Origin of the sequence: Streptomyces jeddahensis, from assembly GCF_001642995.1 — a bacterium.
Classification (GTDB): Bacteria; Actinomycetota; Actinomycetes; order Streptomycetales; family Streptomycetaceae; genus Streptomyces; species Streptomyces jeddahensis.
Genome location: NZ_LOHS01000117.1, coordinates 87,948 through 106,422 on the forward strand (window position 1 = coordinate 87,948; position 18,475 = coordinate 106,422).

At 73.4% G+C, this 18,475-nt stretch carries 14 protein-coding genes; 11 read left to right on the top strand and 3 right to left on the bottom strand.

The genetic code is table 11. The features are described 5' to 3' along the window. The first annotated feature begins 237 nt into the window (after positions 1-237). The 9 genes from STSP_RS28310 (at position 238) to STSP_RS28350 (ending at position 11,824) form a co-directional block, all read left to right on the top strand. Complete coding sequence (locus STSP_RS28310; RefSeq protein WP_232789825.1) at positions 238-1,605, top strand: formylglycine-generating enzyme family protein; 1,368 nt, start codon at positions 238-240, stop codon at positions 1,603-1,605. Beyond that, entirely contained in the window at positions 1,605-3,011 is a 1,407-nt protein-coding gene (locus STSP_RS28315; RefSeq protein WP_067283674.1) for an MBL fold metallo-hydrolase, read from the top strand. Before STSP_RS28310 ends, STSP_RS28315 begins: the two co-directional genes overlap by 1 nt. Then, positions 3,008-4,012, top strand: coding sequence for an alpha/beta hydrolase (locus STSP_RS28320; protein ID WP_067283676.1), 1,005 nt, complete (start codon positions 3,008-3,010; stop codon positions 4,010-4,012). The genes STSP_RS28315 and STSP_RS28320 overlap by 4 nt, the downstream gene beginning before the upstream one ends. Beyond that, on the top strand, positions 4,000-5,844 hold the full coding sequence (locus tag STSP_RS28325) for an asparagine synthetase B family protein (RefSeq protein WP_067283678.1): 1,845 nt from the start codon (positions 4,000-4,002) through the stop codon (positions 5,842-5,844). The genes STSP_RS28320 and STSP_RS28325 overlap by 13 nt, the downstream gene beginning before the upstream one ends. Continuing rightward, complete coding sequence (locus STSP_RS39335; RefSeq protein WP_157902920.1) at positions 5,783-6,883, top strand: hypothetical protein; 1,101 nt, start codon at positions 5,783-5,785, stop codon at positions 6,881-6,883. The genes STSP_RS28325 and STSP_RS39335 overlap by 62 nt, the downstream gene beginning before the upstream one ends. Then, positions 6,880-8,337, top strand: coding sequence for an aldehyde dehydrogenase family protein (locus tag STSP_RS39340; protein ID WP_067283682.1), 1,458 nt, complete (start codon positions 6,880-6,882; stop codon positions 8,335-8,337). The genes STSP_RS39335 and STSP_RS39340 overlap by 4 nt, the downstream gene beginning before the upstream one ends. Before the next feature lie 5 nt (positions 8,338-8,342). Continuing rightward, on the top strand, positions 8,343-9,491 hold the full coding sequence (locus STSP_RS28340; protein ID WP_067283684.1) for a threonine aldolase family protein: 1,149 nt from the start codon (positions 8,343-8,345) through the stop codon (positions 9,489-9,491). Next, positions 9,460-9,918 carry a pyridoxamine 5'-phosphate oxidase family protein gene (locus tag STSP_RS28345; protein ID WP_067283687.1) on the top strand — a complete coding sequence of 153 codons (459 nt, stop codon included), beginning with the start codon at positions 9,460-9,462 and terminating at the stop codon, positions 9,916-9,918. Before STSP_RS28340 ends, STSP_RS28345 begins: the two co-directional genes overlap by 32 nt. Positions 9,919-10,072: 154 nt before the next feature. Then, positions 10,073-11,824 (top strand): FAD-dependent monooxygenase, encoded by a 1,752-nt coding sequence (locus tag STSP_RS28350; protein ID WP_067283688.1) that lies wholly within the window; start codon positions 10,073-10,075, stop codon positions 11,822-11,824. Positions 11,825-11,930: 106 nt separating this feature from the next. On the opposite strand, the gene hemG is transcribed toward STSP_RS28350, so the two are convergent. From hemG to STSP_RS28365, 3 genes are all read right to left on the bottom strand, one after another. Then, complete coding sequence (gene hemG / locus STSP_RS28355) at positions 11,931-13,409, bottom strand: protoporphyrinogen oxidase (RefSeq protein ID WP_067283689.1); 1,479 nt, start codon at positions 13,407-13,409, stop codon at positions 11,931-11,933. A 97-nt stretch (positions 13,410-13,506) separates the two neighbouring features. Next, a complete protein-coding gene (locus STSP_RS28360) occupies positions 13,507-14,997 on the bottom strand; it encodes an FAD-dependent monooxygenase (RefSeq protein WP_067283691.1) in 1,491 nt (496 codons plus the stop codon). 35 nt (positions 14,998-15,032) lie between these two features. Next, entirely contained in the window at positions 15,033-16,517 is a 1,485-nt protein-coding gene (locus STSP_RS28365) for an FAD-dependent monooxygenase (RefSeq protein WP_067283693.1), read from the bottom strand. 249 nt (positions 16,518-16,766) lie between these two features. On the opposite strand from STSP_RS28365, the gene STSP_RS28370 reads away from it, so the two are divergent. Then, positions 16,767-17,495: an SDR family oxidoreductase gene (locus tag STSP_RS28370; protein ID WP_067283694.1), complete on the top strand. Its 729-nt coding sequence runs from the start codon at positions 16,767-16,769 to the stop codon at positions 17,493-17,495. Positions 17,496-17,594: 99 nt separating this feature from the next. Next, positions 17,595-18,473, top strand: coding sequence for an NmrA/HSCARG family protein (locus tag STSP_RS28375; protein WP_107441419.1), 879 nt, complete (start codon positions 17,595-17,597; stop codon positions 18,471-18,473). Positions 18,474-18,475 lie beyond the last annotated feature (2 nt).

The following is an 18,475-nucleotide window of genomic DNA, read 5'->3' on the forward strand; positions in this document are numbered from 1 at the left end:
GTGTTCGAGTGCATCGTTGTCGTGTCTTCTGCGCCTGCTTATTCTTCCGAGTCGTAAGGCCATTCGGCCACATGAATCCGAATTGACCATGGGAGGCACAATGTCCGAGCGCGACTTCATCGAGACCCGTGACGCGCAGCAGGAGACCAGCAAGTGGTAATCCGCTGATCAGCGATTCTTGCCGCCCGTACGGAATTTGATTCTGTACGGGCGGCACGTCGTCCGAGAGAGGCTGAGATGGTAGGCAATCGCGTTTCCCAAGTCATCGATGTTCCCGCCGACCTGCTGGCGATCGACGACTCCACCGACGACCGCTACTGGGCCTCGGTGGAGCGCGTGGTCGGCCTGGCCGAGGAGAAGGGCAGGGGCGCCGACGGGGTGCCCCTGCTGGCGACGCTCGTGGTCGCGCATCCGGAGTGGCCGGTGCGGGCGGGTGCGGTGCGGCTGCTGGCCGCGCACCACGCGGGCGACCCCGCCGCGGACACCGCCGTCGCCGCCGCGACCCATGACACGGTCGACTGGGTCGCGTTCACCGCGCTCAAGGCCATCGCCGAGCACCGGATCCGGGCGGCCGTGCCCGACATGATCCGTATCTCCGGCTGGCCCAGCAACTTCACCCGGTCCGACTGGGCGCGCAAGCCCGTCGGCTGTGGCGCGGCCCTCACCAAGCGGGCCCTGATCGCCGTCTTCGGCACCCGTGACCCCGCCGAGCTGCGCCGCCTCGAGGACGAGTACTTCTCGGACATGCGGGCGAAGATCGAGGCCGTCCGCAAGCGCCCCCGCCGCAATGACGACGTGGTGCTGGTGCCGGGCGGTCCGGCGATCATAGGCGCGGACGAGCAGCCCGACGCCTTCCGCATGGCGCAGGACGACGCCACGCTGCGCGCCGTGGACGTACCGGCGTTCTACATCGACCGCACCACGGTCACCAACGCGCGCTACCGGGAGTTCCTGGAGGAGGTCGGCGACTCCGGCGAGTTCGACCACCCCGACCAGCCGCTGGAGCGCTCGCACCGCCCCGCGCACTGGCACGACCCGCGCTTCAACGCCCCCGAGTTCCCGGTCGTCGGCATCGACTGGTACGACGCCTACGCGTTCGCGAAGTGGGCCGGCGGCTCGATGCCCAGCGACGTCCAGTGGGAGAAGGCCGCACGCGGCGTGGACGGCCGCCGCTTCCCGTGGGGCGACGAGTGGGACCCCGCCCGGGTGAACTACGTGGAGCGGTCGTTCGGCCAGGCCGTCGCCGACCTCGACTCCCTCGAGGCGCTGCTCGTCACCATCGAGCAGGGCGAGAACCCCGCCCACCCGGTGCTGCCCGCGGACGCCCTCCCGGAGGGCGCCAGCCCCTACGGCGCCCTGCAGATGTCGGGCAACGTCTGGGAGTTGACCCGGACCAACTTCTACACCGGCGACGACATGGACCCCTTCTTCAAGGGGCGACACCCGCTGGACTTCATGAACCGCAAGGAGGCCTTCCACGTCCTCAAGGGCGGCACCTTCACCTCGCCGCAGGCCTGCCTGACCACGTTCTACCGGGGCAAGGACCTGATCACCGACCGGCACATGGAGGTCGGCTTCCGCTGCGTGTACGAGGTGGCCGACTGATGCGCCTGACCTCCCTCGGCCACGCCGCCGTCCTCGTCGAGACGGGGACGGAGCGGATCCTCTTCGACCCGTGGCTCACCCAGCGCCTGGACCGCTTCTGGGAGCACCACCCACCGCTGCCGGACGACCTGGTCCGGCAGGTGCTCGACGACGGCGTCGACTACGTGGTGCTCAGCCACCACCACTTCGACCACCACCACTTCCCCTCGCTGCTGCGCCTGATCGACGGCGCCGACGTCGACTTCGACGACAGCCCCCGCCAGACCTCCGGGGTCACCTGTATCTACCCGGTGGGCCCCGTGCCGCCGCAGCTGACCGCGTCCGGGCTCGGCCACCAGGCGATCGCCTGGACGCTGCGCCGCTTCGGCTTCGAGCGCCTCCACCCGGTGACGCCGGGCGACACGGTCACCCTCGGCGGGGCGACCCTGCGCACCTTCCCCTCGGCCGTGTCGTTCCCCGAGATGAGCGTGCTGGTGCAGACGGACGACGCGGCCGTCATGCTGTGCGGGGACGCGCTGCTGCACGAGGTGACCGTGGAGGCCTTCCGCCGCGACGACGCGCCCCGGCTGGACGCCGTGTTCATCCCCGCGCACAGCGTTGCCCCGCCCGGTGTGCTCACCGAGCGCCGCCCGCTGACCGACCCGGACGCGGTCCGCGCCCGCGCCCTCGGCAACTTCGACCGGTACGTCGACACGCTTCCCGCGACCCTGACGGTGCCCGGCTCGTTCGGCTGGCGCGTCAGCGGCGACGGCGAACGCGACTACTCCTGGCTCAACCGGACCATGTTCCCCTTCACCCCGACCGACGCCCTGCGCCGCCTGGACGAACTGGGCCGCGACGGCCTGCTGTGGGGCCCCGGCCAGGTGCTGGAGGTGGCCGACGGCAAGGCCGTCCTGGTCGACGGGCCGGTCCCGCCCGGCGGGTACGACTTCGACGAGGTCTACGCCGAGGTGGCGTTCGACCCGGCCACGCCGGTGCCGCCGTTCGACGCGGCCCTCGACCGGTACGGCCGGCAGACCCGCGCCTGCGAGGACCTCCTGCGCGAGCTGCTGGACCGGCTGGTGGCGACCGACTACTGGTACCGGGCGCTGGACGACGGTGCCGGACGGCACGTCATCTCGCTGCACGAGGAGGACAAGGGGGAGACTTCGTTCCTGCTCGACCCGGTCACCAACCGGGTGACCCGGCTCGGCCCCGGACCGGCCCGCGGCCACCTCGCCGGCGGCGAGGGCTGGACCGAGATGGCGGCGAGCACGCTTCAGGCCATGCTCGACGCCGATCTGCTGTTCGGCAGCTCCTTCGGCCTGTGGGCCAGCGACGGCGTCCTGCTCTCCGCGGTCTTCCACCACCCGTCGTACTACACCCGCCACGTGGACCGCATGCTGCGGGAGGCGAACGGGACATGAGCGAGCCGGTCGTGCTCGACCACGAGAGCGACTGCCTGCGCGGCAACCCGCTCGGCGACCCCCACCGCCGCCGGATCGAGGTGCACCTGCCGCCGGGCTACGACGGCGTCCGGCGCTACCCGGTCGTGTACTGGCTGCCCGGGTTCGGCGCCCACCCGAGCCTCGGCGGCCGGGCGCTCGCCTTCGGCGGGTCCGTCGCCGACCGCCTGCGCCGGGCGATGGAGGACGGCCGGGTGCCGCCCGCGCTGCTCGTCGTGCCCGACTGCACGACCGCCTACGGCGGCTCGCAGTACATCGACTCCGCCGCCTCCGGCCGGTACGCCGGCCACCTCGCCGAGGTCGTCGAGGAGGTGGACCGGAACTTCTCGACCCTGCCGACGCCTGCGGGGCGCGCCGTCGCGGGCAAGTCCAGCGGCGGCTACGGCGCACTGGTCGCGGGCATGACGTCCGACCTGTTCACAGCGGTGCTCGCCTTCTCGCCCGACGCCGGGTTCGAGCACTGCTACCTGCCGCTGCTGCCCGCCGCGCTCGACACGGTCCGCGCGGCCGGCGGCGTCGACGGGCTGCTGGCCCGCCGCGACAGCGGCCCGCACGACGTCCCGTTCATGGTGGCGATGAGCATCGTCGCGATGGGCTTGTGCTACGCCGACGACCCGCGGACCACCCCGTCGGACGCGCTGCCGTGCGATCCCTCGACGGGCCTGTTCCGCGACGAGGTGTGGCGGCGGTGGCTCACCCACGACCCGGTACGGATGCTGCCCGCCCACGCCGGCCGGCTCGCCGGTCTGCGCTTGCTCCACCTCAGCGTCGGGCAACGTGACGAGTACGGCATGCACTGGGGCGTCCGCGCCCTGCACGCCGCCCTCGACGCGCACGACGTCCCGCACGTCTACCGGGAGCACGACGGCGGACACCACGGCATCGAGCACGTGTTCACCGAGGCGCTGGCCCAGCTGTGGCGGGTGTGGCGGGAAACGGAGGCCGGCGCATGTGCGGCATAGCGGGCTTCGTCAGCTTCGAGGGACGGCGGGACACCGACTGGCTGGCCGCGCTCGGCCGGACGATGACCGACGCCATGGCGCACCGCGGCGAGGGGGCCTGCGCCCCGTACGTCTCGGCGTGCGGCACCGTCATGCTGTGCGCGACGCGCCTGGCGATCCGCGACCGCACCGAGGCGGGCGACCAGCCGATGACCGACCCCGCCGGGCGCGTCGTGCTGGTGCACAACGGCGAGGTCTACGGCTCTCGGTCACCCGCGCCACCGCTGTGGCCGCGCCGCACCACCTGTGACACCGAGTTCGTCCTCCAGCAGGTCTGCCGCGAGGCCGATCCCGCGACGGCGCTGCGGCCGCTGTCCGGCATGTTCGCGCTCGCCTGGCACGACACCTGGACCGGCCGCGTGGTGCTGGCCCGTGACCACTTCGGCGTGAAACCGCTGTTCTACGCCTTCACCCACGGCGGGCTGCTGTTCGCCTCGGAGCCGGGGGTGCTGCTCCGCACCGGCCTCGTGACCCCCGAGGTGGACCCCCAGGAGTACGTGCTGCGCTCCTGGATCCGGATGGACGCAGCCGACGACCGCACCTGGCTGCGCGGCGTCAAGGCCCTGCAGCCCGCCGAGTACCTGGCGGTAGACCCGCCGCGCACGCACAGGCACCGCTACTGGCGGCTTGAGCCGGACGACGTCCCGGTCGGTCCCGAGGAGATCAGGGCCGCCTTCGACCGGGCGGTCGCGGAGCGGGCCGTGTCCGACGTCCCGCGGGCGGCGGTGCTCAGCGGCGGCGTCGACAGCACGGCCACCGTGGCGGCCCTGACCCGGGCGGGCGTGCCCATCGAGGGCTACGTGCTGCGCTACCAGAACGGCATCGGCGGATCGGGCGACGACGTGGCGCACGCCGCCGAGGCCGCCGACCGTCTCGGGGTGCCGCTGACCGTCTGCGACCTGGACCGCCACGCCGCCGCCGACCTGGTGCCGATCCTGCCCACCCGGCTGATGAGGCCGCTGCTGCACGGCGCCGAGCTGGCGATGCACCAGCTCTACCGGACCATCGCCGACGACGGGAACGTGGTCGTCTACTCGGGTCACGGAGCCGACGAGCTCTGGGGGTACCAGGCCGGCGGGTACTTCCCCATCGTCGACCCCTTCGCGCCCACCTACATCCACGGGCGCCACTACCTGACGCACCAGCTCTACTCCGATGAACGGCCCGTCTGGGCGCGGCTCGTGACCTGGATGGCGCGCGAACTCGGCGTCGACATGACGGCGGTCACCGATCTGGTGTGGGAGCGCACCATGGACGAGTACCGGGGGATCAAGACGGCGTCCCCGCTCAAACGCGGCCGGCACCACCTGCTGCGGCGCTTCCTGGTCTACGTCAACGACATGGTGGACGCCACGTCGGCGACTTTCACCCTGGAGGACCGGCCCGTCTTCCAGGACGTCGCCCTCGCCGAGCTGGCCTTCCGCTGCCCCGAGCACCTGAAGGACTCGGGCGAGCCCGGCAGCAGCCACAAGGGGCTGCTCAAGGAGGCGCTCGCCGACCTGCTGCCCGACTCGGTGCGCAGCCGCCCCAAACAGGGCTTCCCGAGCCCCACCGACCCCCGGTACGTCCGGCAGCTGGCCGACCTTGCCGACGGGCTCGGCGCCCCGTTCGGGCTGCCGCCGCTGCCGGCCGACCTCCGGGCCGAACTGGGCGTCGGCGAATGGATGTTCCTTGCTTCGACCTCCGCCTGGCTCGGCCACCTCGCGGAGCTCCGCACCGACCCGAGGAGTCATGGTGAGCAGTCCCGTACCCCCGTGGCGCTGGCACATCCTGGACCGCGCGGCCGACCTTGACCGGGTGCCCCCGGCGATCGAGGAGGCGCGCGCCCAGGACTGGTGCAACTTCGTGCTGTGGCGGCCGTCCCGGCTGCCCGGCGGATGCGACGCCAGCGTCGGAACACTGCGCCGCGAGGCACCCCCCGGCCGGGTCGAGGCCGAGGGCCGCACCCCCTGGAGCGACGCCAACCCGTCCGGCTACCGCACCGAGATCTCCGGCGGGGGACGGCGGCTGCGCCTGAAGCAGTTCCTGTACGACTGGGCGTTCCCGGCCGCCGACCACCCGTGCCTGTGGGGCAGCGAGACCCGGCCGGCCGGGATCGGCGAGGGCCGGGTGGTCTGGCTGGGGACCGACTACCTCGGCCACCGGGCCGCCAGCGCCCGGCTGGCCCGCACCACCGTCGAACTCTCGGTGCTGGAAGGCGAGTTCACCGACGACGAGATCGTCGCGCTGTTCGCCGCGCTGCGCCCGGCCGTGCCGGACGCCGTACCGAGGGTACTGGCCACCCCGTTCGCCGAGCTGAGCTACTGGGCCAGGCACCCGGCCGACATGGTGTCGGTGCCCACCGGCGTCTTCCACTTCCACCGGCGCGGGCGCGAGCACGAGGGCGACTGGGTCCCTTCGGAGGAGGTCGTGGCGTTCCTCACCGCCCAGGGAGTGCCGGTGGCGGCCGGGGAGTTCCGCGCCGAGAGCGCCGCGACGTTCGGCGACGGCGCCGCCGTCCGCGAACTGGACGTCGTCTATTCCTCGCCGTCCGGGGGCGAGCTGCGCCTCACGGCGCAGCGGACCGGCGGCGGCCGGCTCGCGTTCCCGCCGGAGCGGGACAAGCACCCCGCCACCGCCGAGGTCCGCGACCTCAGCGGCCGCCCGGTCCATCTCGGCTACCTCAGCGCCGAGTTCGGGGCCTGCGACGCCTGCTGGCAGCACCCCGACGGGTACGACCTCAGGCTGCTCGGCAGCGCGGGGGCGGGCCTCGGGCGGGAGGCGTTCCTCGGCCTGGTCGCCGAGATCGACGCAGCGCTGCGGCTCGCCGGCAACGCGGAGGTGCTGGGATGACCGCGGCAGCCGCCCCGGCCCCCGCGGCGGGACGGGCCGTCCTCGATCCGGCCACCGCGCAGGGAAGGCCCGTCCTCGACCCGGCCACCGGCCGTGTCCTCACCCATGTGCCGGACACCGACGCGTCCGGCGTCGCCGCCGCCGTGACCCGCGCGGACACGGCGTTCCACGAGCACTGGGCCGACACCTCCCCGGCCCACCGCTCCGGCCTCCTGCGCGAGCTCGCGCGGCTGCTGCGCGACGACCGGGACGAACTCGCCGCCCTGGAGAGGAGCAACGCGGGCAAGCCCACGGCGCGCGCCGCCGGAGAGGTGGCCTTCGCCGCCCAGGTCGCCGACTGGTTCGCGGCGGCCGCCCGGTACCCGGTGGGGGAGACCTATCCGGCCGGGCCCGGAATGCGTACGTACACCGACCGGGTGCCGGTCGGGGTGTGCGCGGCGATCGTCCCGAACAACTACCCGCTCCTGCTCGCCGTCTGGAAGATCGCCGCCGCGCTCGCGTACGGCAACACGGTCGTCGTCAAACCGGCGCCCGAGACGCCGCTGTCGATCCGCCGCCTCGTCGAGCGAGCCGCAGCGGTACTGCCCGAGGGCGTGCTCACCGCGGTCTACGGCGGCGCGGAGACCGGAAGGCTGCTCTGCGACCAACAGGCCGTCGGCATGGTCTCGTTCACCGGCTCCACGGCAGCGGGGCGCGATGTCGCGCGGCGCTGCGCGGAAGGCCTCAAGCCCGTCTCCCTCGAACTGGGCGGCAAGAGCCCTGTCGTGGTCTTCCGCGACGCCGACCTCGACGCGGCGGCGCAGGCCGTGGTCACCGGCTTCACCGGCAACACCGGCCAGGTGTGCGTGGCCGGTTCACGGCTGGTCGTCGACCGCGCCGTGCACGACGAGTTCGTCGCGCGCGTGGCCGAGCTCGCCGGTGACCTCCGGGTCGGCCGCCCGGCCGACCCCGGCACCGATCTCGGCCCACTGATCAGCGAGGCGGCCGCCACCCGTACGGCGGAGATCGTCGAGGAGGCGGCGGCGCGGGGTGCGGACGTGATCCTTCCGCCCGGTCGCTCCTCGGTCCTGCACGATCTCGACGGCGGGTTCTTCGTCCACCCGGCGATCCTGGATCGCGTGCCGTTCGACAGCCGCGCCTGGCGGGAGGAGATCTTCGCCCCGGTGCTCTCCGTCGCCTCGTTCGCCACCGACGACGAGGCCCTGGCCCTCGCGCACGACACCGCCTACGGCCTGTCGGCCTCGGTCTGGACCTCGGACGCCGACCGGGTCGAGCGCTTCGGCCGGGCCCTGCGCGCCGGCATGGTGTGGGTCAATACCTGGGGCGACACCGAGGAGACGGTCAGCGTCTCGGGCCTGGGGCAGTCCGGATACGGCCGCGAGCTGGGCATCCACGCGGTGGAGGGCTACACGAGGCCCCGCGCCGTCTGGGTGGCCCACCGGCCGGGGCGGTAGGCCCCATGGCGTGGACCGGCTCCCCGCGGCTCGACTTCCGCAGCGACACCCGCACCGTGCCGGACGCGCGGATGCGCGAGGCGATGGCCGAGGCGGAAGTCGGGGACGACGTGTACGGCGACGACCCCACGGTCGCCCTGCTGGAGGAGCGGGTGGCCGAACTGCTTGGCACCGAGGCCGCCCTGCTCATGCCCACCGGCACGATGGCGAACCTGATCGCCCCGCTCGCCGCGTCCGGCCCGCCGGAATCGCCAGCCCCGCGGGTGATCGCCGGTGCGGACACGCACATGGCGTTCCTGGAGGCGGATGGGCTGCGCCGCTTCGGCGGGGTCGAGCTGATTCCGGTGGCGCAGCGCCCCGACGGCCTGCCCGACCTCGACGCCCTGGCCGCGCTGCTCGCCACCGGGGCGGACTCGCCGACCGTGGTCTGTGTCGAGAACACGAGCATGATGCACTCCGGCAACGCCCTCGACGCCCAAGCGACGGGCTCCGTGGCCGCGCTGGCCCACCGGTACGGCGCGCACGTCCACCTCGACGGGGCCCGGCTCGCGAACGCGGCCGTGGCGCTCGGGGTCCCTCCCGCGGAGCTGGCCGGGCCGGCGGACAGCGTCGCCTTCTCCGTCTCCAAGGGGCTCGGCGCCCCGGCCGGCGGACTGCTGTGCGGATCACGCGAGTACGTCGCGCGCGCCCGCGAGCTGAGGGGGTGGCTGGGCGGCTCCCTGCACCAGGCGGGAGTCGTCGCCGCGCCCGCACTGCTCGCGCTCGGGCGCCTGCCCGACCTGGCCGCCGATCACGAGACGGCCGCGGCACTCGCCTCCGGCGTCGCCTCGGTGCCGGGCGTGGAGCTGATGCGCCCGCCACGGCCGACCAACATGGTCATGGCGCGGCTCGCCGGGCTGGCCCCGGACGAGTGCGCCGCGCGCCTCGCCGGCCACGGGATCGGCGTCCTGCCACTGCCGAACGGATACGTGCGCTTCGTGACCCACCGGGCGCACGACATGATCGGTGTGCGCGAGGCCGTCAGGGCGCTGGCGACCGTGGCCGCCGGCGTGCCCAAGGCCCGGCCCGCGACCGACGGAGACCACCCGGACGGGAATTCTCCCCGACACCAACGGAGGAAGCATGACAACGAAGCCACCAGCGCGCGGACTTGAGGAACGGCTGAAGGACACTCGGGCGAGACTGGAGAACGACGTCGATCTCTGGGTGGCGACGGCGGGCGCCTCGCGCGGAGTCCACCTCGTCCCGCTGTCCTACCTCTGGGACGGGACCGCGATCCTCGTCTCGACGCCCCGCGACTCGGTCACCGGCCGCAACCTGCTGGCGGACGGCCGGGTGCGGCTCGGCCTCGGCCCGACGCGCGATGTCGTGATCGTCGACGGTGTCGCGGAGCCGGTGGACGTGACCGAGCTGGGCCAGGAGACGGGCGACGCCTTCGCGGCCAAGACCGGGTTCGACCCGCGCACGCTCGACGAGCCCTACCAGTACTTCCGGATCCGGCCCCGGCGCATCCAGGCCTGGCGGGAGGCGAACGAGCTGGCCGGACGCGGGCTCATGCGCGACGGCGTCTGGCTCGGCTGACACTCCGTCACCTGGCCTCCCGGCCCGCCCCCACCGGTCGGTCACGCCGGTGACCGGCCGGTGCGGCTGCGGTCCAGTCGTGCTTGACCGGTGCTGAAGAGGACTTTGCCAGGCTGCGACTGGCAAGGCATCTGTCGATCCTAAAGGGGCGAATATGGGAGCCATCGAGGTTCCGGTTCTGATCGTGGGCGGTGGCGGATGCGGTCTGTCCGCCTCCGTCTTCCTGTCCGACCAGGGCGTCGATCATCTGCTGGTGGAACGGCACCCGGACACATCGAGGGTTCCGAAGGCGCACTACCTCAACCAGCGCACGATGGAGATCTTCCGCCAGCACGGCGTCGCCGACGACGTGCTCGCGGAGGCGGCGCCGCTGGAGAAGTTCGGCAAGGTGCGCTGGCAGACCACGCTCGCCGGCGACGGGCCCCTGGACCGCCGCCTGATCCACGAGATGGATGCCTTCGGCGGCGGCGCACTGCGCGAGACCTACGCGGCGGCCGGCCCCCTGCTGCCCGCCAAGCTGCCGCAGATGTGGCTGGAGCCGATCCTGCGCCGCCACGCGGAGGAGCGCAATCCCGGCCGGGTCCTGTTCCACCACGAGGTGACCTCCTTCTCCGACGAGGGCGACCACGTCGTCGCCGAGGTGCGCAACCTCGACACCGGCGAGATCACCACGGTCACCTCGCAGTACCTCATCGGCGCCGACGGCGGCCGCATGGTCGGAGCCGCGGTCGGCATCGAGATGCAGGGCCCGCCCGGACTGGTCAACACCACGACCGTGTACTTCTCCGCCGACCTGTCCGAGTGGTGGGAGGAGGGCACGCTCATCACGCACTTCCTCAGCCCGGAGGACCCCGACCTGTCCAGCAACCTCATCGAGATGGGCCCGAGCTGGGGGAAGGACTGCGAGCAGTGGGGTCTGCACTTCGCCCCCGGCCCGCCCGGACGCTGGGACAACGAGACGGTCGTCCCGCGCATCCGCGAGCTGCTGCGCATCCCGGACCTCGAGGTGACGGTCCACAAGGTGACGGACTGGATCGTGCACGCGCACCTCGCCGACCGCTACCGGGTCGGCCGGGTGCTGATCGCCGGCGACGCCGCGCACCGCCAGCCGCCCGCCGTCGGCCTCGGCCTCAACACCGGCATCCAGGACGCGCACAACCTCGCCTGGAAGCTGGCCGCCGTCCTGGACGGCCGCGCGGACGACAGCCTGATCGACACCTACGAATCCGAACGCAGGCCCGTGGGCCGGGAGAACGTCGACTGGGCGGTGTCCGCCGCCACCCACCACCAGGCGGTCATCGACGCCGTCGGCGCCGGCCACAACACCCCGGCGGGGCGCCGCAAGCAGCGGCTCGAGGCCTACTTCGACCCCTCGCCGCTCGGCGACACCGTGCGGGCGCGCGCCCTGGAGATCTTCCACACCCACCGCGGGGGATGCCAGTCGCTCGACATGGAGGTCGGCTTCCACTACGAGGACGGCGCGCTCGTCCCGGACGGCACCGAGCCCCCGGCCCGCGTCCCCATGCGCAACGAGCACCGGCCGACGTCCCGCCCCGGGCACCGGCTGCCGCACGCCTGGATCACCCGCGACGGCCGGCGCCTGTCCACGCTCGACCTCACCGGCAGGACGGACTTCACGCTGCTCACCGGCCCGGAGGGCACGCCGTGGTGCGAGGCGGCCGCGCGGGTGGCGGAGAAGTTCTCGGTCCGCATCGCCGCGGTCCGCATCGGCGCCGGCGGCGACTACGCCGACACGGACGGCGGCTGGGCGGCCGCCCGGGAGATCACCGACGCCGGCGCGATCCTGGTCCGCCCCGACCAGCACGTCGCCTGGCGCAGCACGGGCGGCAGCGAGAACCCGGAGCAGGCCCTGGCCGAGGCGTTCGCCGCGGTGCTGGACCGCTGACCCGACGACAGAACCACGACAGGACAAAGCCAGAACGGCGGCGGAACGCAGAGGCGGCCGTGCCCCACACCCGGGCACGGCCGCCTCTGTGCTCGCCGGGGCCGGCTCAGGCCCCGACCGCGACCGAGCGGTCCGCGGCGTTCTGCTTCACCCAGGCCAGCACCTGCTCGGCGGCCTGGCGCGCGGAGGCCATGCACACACCGACGCCCACACCGTCGTACAGGGCGCCGCACACCGCGAGCCCGGGCTGGGCGGCCACCGTCTCCCGGATCCGCCGCACCCGCTCGAAGTGACCGACGGTGTACTGCGGCAGGGCGTCCTCCCAGCGGCTCACCCGGCTCGCCACCGGGGCGCCCCGCACGCCGGTGGCCTCGGCCAGCTCGGCCGTCGCCAGCGCCACGAGGTCGGCGTCGTCGCGCTGCAGCAGGTGCTCCTCGCCGAACCGCCCGAGCGAGCAGCGGACGATCTCCACCTCACCAGCCAGGTGCGGCCACTTGACGGTGGTGAAGGTGACCTCCTTGACCGCCTTCCCCTCCACCGCGGGCACCCGGTAGGCGGCGTATCCGCGGCCCGACAGCCCGCCGGGGAACGCCTCGCGGGGGTAGGCGAGCGTGACCATCGCCACGCTCGAGTACGGCACCTCGGCGAACGCCGAGACGGCGGGGGCGGTACCGGGGATCCCGGCGAGCAGCCTGCCCGCGGGGCCGGCCGGAACAGCGACGACGACGGCGTCCGCCTCGAGGTCCTCCAGGCCGGACGCCGCGCCCACGGTCACGCGCCAGCCGCCCGCGGTCCGGGCCAGCTCCTGCACCGGGGCATGGGTGCGCACGGACGCGTCCGGCGCGGCCGCCAGCACCTCCCGCACGAGCACGGGGGGCAGCGAACCGAACCCGCCGTCGAGGGTCGCGACCCGCACCGGCGGCGGCTTCTGCCCCTCGGCGAGCACGGGCGTCAGCGAGCCCGCCGCGTCCGCGAGGGAGACGTGCGCGCGGGCCGCCTTGGCCAGCGGCGTCAGCGTGGCCTCGAACGACAGATCCGCGGCACGGCCGGCGAACACACCGGCGAGGAACGGTTCGACGAGGCGGTCCACGACCTCCTGGCCGAAGCGCCCGCCGACGTAGTCCGCGACGGAGACGTCGCCGTCCCGGTCGAACGGCGGCAGGAAGAGGTCCTGCCGGGCCCGGTCGACGCCCTCCGCGGAGACGACCCCGGACCTGGCGAGGTCGTCCATGTCGCAGGGCACGCCCATGAACTGACGGTCCGGCTGCTGCCGGATCTCGCCCCGGGTCCAGATCGCCGACGCGGTCACACCCGCGGACATGATCCGCTCGCCGAGCCCGGCGTCCGCGATCAGCCCGGTGGTCCTGCGCCGGTTGGCGTACAGCGACTCGGCGCCCTCGTCGACCGCGACGCCCGCCACCTCGGAGACCGACAGCTTCCCGCCGAGCCGGGAGGAAGCCTCCAGGACCGTCAGCCGGACCGGCTCGTTGCGGAGCTGGAACGCCGCCGCCAGTCCCGCGATGCCACCCCCGATGACGACCACATGGGGCTTTCCACTCACCTGATCCTGTTCGGTGCCAGCCATTCCACCAGATCCTTCGTGGTTAGTGTCGTAGAGGCCGTCTCGGCGCCGGGGCCCGGCGTCAAGACAGGTCCTGGCAGTCTGTCCGGGGCCCCCAGCCCTACGGTCGAGGGCGGCTGGAGAGCGGCTGACCGGTGCCGAACCAGCGGTCGAGGGCCTCGGCGAGGCCGTCGGCGGTACCGGGCGAGGTCCAGGCGACGTAGCCGTCGGGGCGGACCAGGACGGCGTCGAGGGCGGGTTCGGGGGCGCTGCCGGGTGCGGTGGCCCAGGTTCCGGTGACGACGTCGAGGCGGTCGGTGCGGTCATGGCCGTCGGCCGTGGTGCCGTCGGTGGTGACGAGCAGCCCGCGTCCGGTGCGCAGGAGTTCGGCGATACGGGCGCGGGTGCCGTCGGCCAGGACGAGCTCGCGGTCGGGCGGCATACGCCGGCCGAGCAGCGGGTGGTCGCCCTTGCCCAGGTCGTAGCGGATACCGAGGTTGCTCAGCATGCCGGCCGCGTACTCGGCGGCGTCCTTGTGGGCCAGCAGCTCGCCCACGACCTCGCGGACCGGGTCCATGTCCTCGCCGGTGAGCCGCAGCTCGATCGCCGCGCGGGCGTTGCGCGCCAACTGCTCGCCGATGGGGTGGCGTTCACCGTGGTAGGTGTCGAGCAGGCCCTCGGGGGCCCACCCCTTGACCGCCGCCGCCAGCTTCCAGCCGAGGTTCACCGCGTCCTGGACGCCCACGCTCAGCCCCTGCGCCATCGCCGGGGGCTGCACGTGCGCGGCGTCGCCCGCCAGGAACACCCGGCCGCGCCGGTACTCGGCTGCGGCCCGCGAGGCGTCGGTGAAGCAGCTGATCCAGCGGCACTGGCCGTGGTGGATGGACTCGCCGGTGAGCCGCTGCCAGGCGTCGGCAAGGTCGGAGTAGGCGAGCGAGTCGCGGTCGCGCGGCGGCGGCGTACCGGCCTCGTGGACGACGACCCGGGTGACGCCGTTCTCCAGGTCCATCGCCATGACCATGCTGCCGCCCGGCAGGTTCTCGCCGATGCGCCGCTTGCGGGTGTCGATCCCGGTGACGTCGGCCGTGAGGAAGCCGCGCCGGCCGTCGGTGCCGGGGAAGCCGATCCCAGCCAGTTTGCGGACGGTGCTGCGCCCGCCGTCGCAGCCGACCAGGTAGGCGGCGCTCTCCTCGGCCGCCCCGTCGGGGCCGTCGACGGCCACAACGACGCCGTCGTCGCTCTGCCGAAGACCCGTCACCTCCCAGCCGCGCAGGACCGGTACACCGAGTTCGCCCACCCAGTCCTCCAGCATCCGCTCGGTGCGGAACTGGGAGACCCCCCGGTGCCCGTAGTGGTCCTCCGCGAGCATGCCGAGGTCGATCGGCACCCCGCCGAAGTGGCTGTCGGCGGGCTCGGTGTCGCCGAGCCGGTCGAGCAGGCCCCGCTGGTCGAAGCACTCGGCGGTGCGCTTGGTGAAGCTCGCGCCGCGCGACTGGCGCGTCGGGGCGGGCAGCCTCTCGTAGACGACGACGTCCACGCCACGGAGCCGGAGTTCGCCCGCCGTCATCAGCCCGACCGGACCGGCCCCGACGACGATGACATCCCTGGCCATGTGTTCGCTCCTCTTCGATGGGGTGCCGCCGGCGCTCACCGGCCGGCGGACTGCGGGACGCGGGCGGTGCCGAACCAGCGGTCGAGGGCCTGGGTGAGGTCGTCGGTGGTGCCGGGCGAGGTCCAGGCGACGTAGCCGTCGGGGCGGACCAGGACGGCGTCGAGGGCGGGCTCGGGTGCGGTGGTCCAGGTTCCGGTGACGACGTCGATGCGGTCGGCGTGGTCCTGGGCGGCTCGGGCGGTGGTGTCGTCGGTGGTGACGAGCAGGCCGCGTCCGGTGTGCAGCAGGTCGGCGACGCGGGTGCGGGTGCCGTCGGGCAGGGTGAGTTCGCGGTCGGGCGGCATGCGCCGGCCGAGCAGCGGGTGGTCGCCCTTGCCCAGGTCGTAGCGGATGCCGAGACCGCTCACGATCCCGGCGACCTGCTCGGCGGCGTCCTTGTGGCCCAGCAGCTCGCCCACGACCTCGCGGACCGGGTCCATGGCGTCGTCGCCGAGGTAGAGCTTCGACGCCGCACGGGCGTTGCGGATCAACTGCTCGCCGATGGGGTGGCGTTCGGCGTGGTAGGTGTCGAGCAGGCCCTCCGGGGCCCACCCCTTGACCGTCGCCGCCAGCTTCCAGCCGAGGTTCACCGCGTCCTGCAGCCCGGCGCTCAGCCCCCAAGCGGCCAGTGGCGGGATCTCGTGCGCGGCGTCACCCGCCAGGAACACCCGCCCGCGCCGGTACTCCTCGGCCAGCGCGGCGGAGTTGCCGCAGGCCCACAGCCACTGGCAGTCCGCACCGTCGATCGACTCGCCGGTCAGCCGCCGCCAGGCGTCGGCGACCTGGTCGAACGTCAGCGCACCCGGCTCCGGACGGGCGGGCAGGGAAGGGTCGTGGATGACCACGCGGCAGCGGCCCTCGCCCAGCGGGGTGCACACCACCATGCTGCCGCCGGGGAGCCGCTCGCCGATCGGCCGGGGGCGCGGGGTGACGCCGGTGATCTCCGCGGTGTACATGCCCCGGGTGGGCTCCCAGTCCGAAGCCGGGATGCCGGCCAGCGCCCGCACGGTGCTGCCCGCGCCGTCGCAACCGGCCACGTACGCGGCCGGCTCCTCGCCGGGCCCGTCGGGACCGGTGAAGGCGACCACGACGCCCTCGGGCGTCTCGCGCAGACCGGTCACCTCGTAGCCGCGGCGCACCGGCACGCCGAGCTCGGCCAGCCAGCCGCTCAGCGCCTCTTCGGTCCTGGCCTGGGACAGGCCCAGCACGCCGCTGTGGTCCTCGTCGAGCATGCCGAGGTCGAAGCGGACCCCGCCGAAGTGCCCCATCGGGCCCCACCGGAACGCGCCCAGGCGGGTCAGCAGCCCACGCTGTCCCAGTGACTCGGCGGCCCGCCGGTTGAAGCCGAGTGCCCGGGACTCCTCGGTCGGGGCGGGCAGCCTGTCGTAGACGGCCACGTCCACTCCGCCCAGGCGGAGTTCTCCGGCCAGCATCAGGCCGACCGGCCCCGCACCGACCACTATGACGTCAGTTTTCTTCATTTCTTGAAGGCCCTCTGCGCTGTGGCAATAGTTGGCCATGGTGAAGCTACTCAGGGCAATGTCCGGCCGCAACGATTCGGAATTCCACGGACGCCGGTGGAGCGTTCGACCGCGGAGTCGGCGCCTTTGAACGCGGCAGTGAACCCTTGAACGTGGAGTCCGCACCGCAGCAATATCGTCGGGTGCCTTCGGGTTTCGCTTCACCCCACGGTGAATGCGCGCATTACCGGCCGCAGAAAGGAAGCTGACGTGACGGTCGAGAAGATCGCCCTCATCACGGGTGCCAACAAGGGCATCGGTTTCGCCGCCGCACGGCAGCTCGGTGAGCGGGGGGTCGTCGTCATCGTCGGCGCGCGGGACGAGGTGCTCGGCAAGCAGGCCGCCGACGCGCTGTCCGCCGACGGCATCGCCGCGACGTCGATCCGGCTCGACGTGACGGACCCGGCCTGTGCGGCCGAGGCCGCCCGCGAGATCGAACGCCGTCACGGACGCCTGGACATCCTGGTGAACAACGCCGGCACCGCGGGCGGCTTCACCGGCACGCCGAGCCAGGCGACCGCGGCCGATCTGCGGGAGGTCTACGAGACCAACGTCTTCGGCGTGGTCACCGTGACCCACGCGATGCTGCCGCTGCTGCGCCGTTCCCCGGCCGGCCGCGTCGTCAACCTGTCCAGCCACGTGGGGTCGCTGACCCTGAACTCCAACCCGGGCTCCCCGCTGGCGGACGTCAACATGATCGCCTACCAGTCCTCGAAGACCGCGCTGAACGCGGTCACGGTCGCGTACGCGAAAGAGCTGCGGGGGACCCCCGTCAAGGTCAACGCCGCCCTGCCCGGAGTGGTGGCCACGGACATCAACCACCACCGCGGTCACCGCACCCCAGCCGAAGGGGCCGCGATCGTGGTCCGCCTCGCCCTGCTGGACGAGGCCGGACCGTCGGGCGCGTGCCTGGCGGACGAGGGGCCCGTCCCCTGGTAGCGCGCGACGCCCCGAGGCAAGGCGGCCGCCCAGCGGCCGTCGCATCCGATCGCACCGCCGGGCCAGGCCCCGGCGGGCACAAGACATGGAGAGAAGACAGTGGCGCTTGACGGAACGATCCTGGTGCTGGGCGGGACCGGCCGGCAGGGCGGGGCGGTGACCCGCGAACTGCTGCGGCGCGGGCACACCGTGCACGCCCTGGTCCGCGACCCGGCCAAGGCGGAGGCGAGGGCGCTGCAGGAGGCGGGCGCGGTCCTCGTCCGCGGTGACATGGACGACGAGGCGTCGCTGACGGCGGCGATGCAGGGCGTCCACGGGGTGTTCAGCGTCCAGACTTTCCGGGGCCCCGGCGGGGTCGAGGCCGAGGAGCGGCAGGGCAGGGCGGTGGCCGACGCCGCGGTACGGGCCGGGGTGCGGCACTTCGTCTACAGCTCGGTCGGCGGCGCGGACCGCGACACCCGGGTCCCGCACTTCGAGAGCAAGCTCAGGGTCGAGCAGTACCTGGCGACGCTCGACCTGCCGACGACGGTGCTGCGGCCGGTCATGTTTCACGACATCCTGCTCGACATCGCCCCGCGCCCGGTGGAGGGCGAACTCATGCTGGCCATGTGGCTGGACCCCGAGACCCCGGTGCAGCTCATCGCGACCAGCGACATCGGCGTGTTCGCGGCGGACGCCTTCGAGAACCCGGACGCCTGGCTGGGCCGGGTGGTCGAGATCGCCGGTGACGCCCTGACCGGGCCTCAGATGGCCGCGGCGTTCGAGGCGGTGTCCGGCGTTCCGACCCGCTACCAGCAGCTGCCGATCGAGCCGCTGCGCGCGGCCCGCCCCGACCTCGCCAACATGTTCGACTGGTTCGAGCGGGACGGTTTCCGCGCCGACCTCGCCGAACTCCGCCGGAACAGGCCTGGCCTCGTCTCCCTGGAGACCTGGCTGGCCGACAACTGGACGGCCCCCGTGGCCGTGGCGGGACGCTGACG

Coding starts and splice junctions, on each gene's coding strand:
- STSP_RS28315 (WP_067283674.1), top strand. CDS start 1,605: ATGCGCCTGACCTCCCTCGGCCACGCCGCCGTCCTCGTCGAGACGGGG.
- STSP_RS28340 (WP_067283684.1), top strand. CDS start 8,343: ATGGCGTGGACCGGCTCCCCGCGGCTCGACTTCCGCAGCGACACCCGC.
- STSP_RS28310 (WP_232789825.1), top strand. CDS start 238: ATGGTAGGCAATCGCGTTTCCCAAGTCATCGATGTTCCCGCCGACCTG.
- STSP_RS28325 (WP_067283678.1), top strand. CDS start 4,000: ATGTGCGGCATAGCGGGCTTCGTCAGCTTCGAGGGACGGCGGGACACC.
- STSP_RS28345 (WP_067283687.1), top strand. CDS start 9,460: ATGACAACGAAGCCACCAGCGCGCGGACTTGAGGAACGGCTGAAGGAC.
- STSP_RS28320 (WP_067283676.1), top strand. CDS start 3,008: ATGAGCGAGCCGGTCGTGCTCGACCACGAGAGCGACTGCCTGCGCGGC.
- STSP_RS28365 (WP_067283693.1), bottom strand. CDS start 16,517: ATGAAGAAAACTGACGTCATAGTGGTCGGTGCGGGGCCGGTCGGCCTG.
- STSP_RS39340 (WP_067283682.1), top strand. CDS start 6,880: ATGACCGCGGCAGCCGCCCCGGCCCCCGCGGCGGGACGGGCCGTCCTC.
- hemG (WP_067283689.1), bottom strand. CDS start 13,409: ATGGCTGGCACCGAACAGGATCAGGTGAGTGGAAAGCCCCATGTGGTC.
- STSP_RS39335 (WP_157902920.1), top strand. CDS start 5,783: ATGGTGAGCAGTCCCGTACCCCCGTGGCGCTGGCACATCCTGGACCGC.
- STSP_RS28360 (WP_067283691.1), bottom strand. CDS start 14,997: ATGGCCAGGGATGTCATCGTCGTCGGGGCCGGTCCGGTCGGGCTGATG.
- STSP_RS28350 (WP_067283688.1), top strand. CDS start 10,073: ATGGGAGCCATCGAGGTTCCGGTTCTGATCGTGGGCGGTGGCGGATGC.